1 protein-coding gene is annotated in these 1,390 nt (G+C 71.2%); it reads left to right on the top strand.

What is annotated here, in order from left to right; translation table 11 throughout:
* Positions 1-159: 159 nt before the first annotated feature.
* The gene (locus AB0C35_RS46010; protein ID WP_358471016.1) at positions 160-1,374 is read left to right on the top strand and encodes an ISAs1 family transposase; all 1,215 of its coding nucleotides are present in this window, start codon (positions 160-162) and stop codon (positions 1,372-1,374) included.
* Positions 1,375-1,390: the final 16 nt, after the last annotated feature.

Below are 1,390 nucleotides of genomic sequence, written 5' to 3'. Positions count from 1 at the left end.
CAGGGCTGATGCGTTCTCGGATGGCGAGATGATCGGCGGGTGACCTGCGGCGCTCGCGAGCGTGGGCGTGGGGTGGGGCGAGAAGACCGTAACGAACGAGCGCGGCTCCAGATGATCAGGGTTGCCTAGACCGGTTGATCAAAACGGAGCCGCGCTCACATGCCATCCTCTCTGCTCGACGCCCTCACGCGCCACTGCCAGGACGTGCCCGGGGCCGACACCTGGCAGGTGGTGCCCGAAGCGCTTGATCTGCTGGCGCTGGCCGTGGTGCTGGATCGGGTGCCTGACCGGCGCGATCGCCGGGGACGCCGGTACCGGCTCGGTCCGGCGCTGGCGTTGTGCGTGGTCACGGTGCTGGGTGGGGCACGTTCGCTGTCGCAGGTCTGCCGCCGTGCGCGTGCGGCCGATCCGCAGGTGTGGGCTGCTGCGGGTTTCCTGCTCACCGGTGACGGCGAGGCCGTGCTGCCGGTGGCCACCACGCTGGGCCGCATCCTGGCCGGGGTGGACGGCGACGCGCTCGATGACGCCCTGGGCAGCTACCTGGCCGCGCTGACCAGCAGCGATGCGGCCGATGCCGGCCAGTGCCGGGGCCTGGCTCCGGGGGTGGCGGTGGACGGCAAGACCGTGCGCGGGGCCCGCCGGACCGACGGCGGCCGTCCGCACCTGGTGGCCGCCGCCACGCACGCCGGGATCGTGCTCGGCCAGCGGCAGGTCGCCGCCAAGAGCGGCGAGACCACCTGCTTCACCGACCTGCTGGAACCGCTGAATCTGCACGGCGCCGTCGTCACCGCCGACGCGCTGCACACCGTCCGCGAGCACGCCGACTGGCTGGTCACCACCAAGAACGCCGACTACATCATGATCGTCAAGGGGAACCAGAAGTACCTGCACCGCCAGCTCAAGCGCCTGCCCTGGCGCGAGGTCCCCCTGGGCGAACGCACCCGCGAACGCGGGCACGGCCGCGACGAGATCCGCCGCCTGAAGGTCTGCACCCTCGACGGGCTGCTGTTCCCGCACGCCGCCCAGGCGGTCCAGGTCAAACGGCGCCGCACCGACCAAGTGACCGGCAAGACCACCATCACCACCGTCTACGCCGTCACCAGCCTGACCGCCGAACGCACCCGGCCCGCTCACCTGGCCGCGCACATTCGCGGCCACTGGCAGCTGGAAGCCCTGCACCACATCCGCGACGTCACCTTCGCCGAGGACGCCTCCCGCGTCCGCACCGGCACCGCACCCCGCGCGATGGCCAGCATCCGCAACTTGGCCATCGCCCTCCAGCAAGCCATCGGCTGGACCAACCACGCCGCAGCCTGCGACCACTACCGCGACCGCCCTGACCACGCCCTTCAGCTACTCGGTCTCGCAATATGAGAACGCATCAGCCCTG

Source organism: Spirillospora sp. NPDC048819, from assembly GCF_040650055.1.
Classification (GTDB): Bacteria; Actinomycetota; Actinomycetes; order Streptosporangiales; family Streptosporangiaceae; genus Spirillospora.
The sequence above is the reverse complement of the archived record's forward strand: the minus strand, read 5'-3'. Positions and strand labels throughout refer to the sequence as shown.

Coding starts and splice junctions, on each gene's coding strand:
- AB0C35_RS46010 (WP_358471016.1), top strand. CDS start 160: ATGCCATCCTCTCTGCTCGACGCCCTCACGCGCCACTGCCAGGACGTG.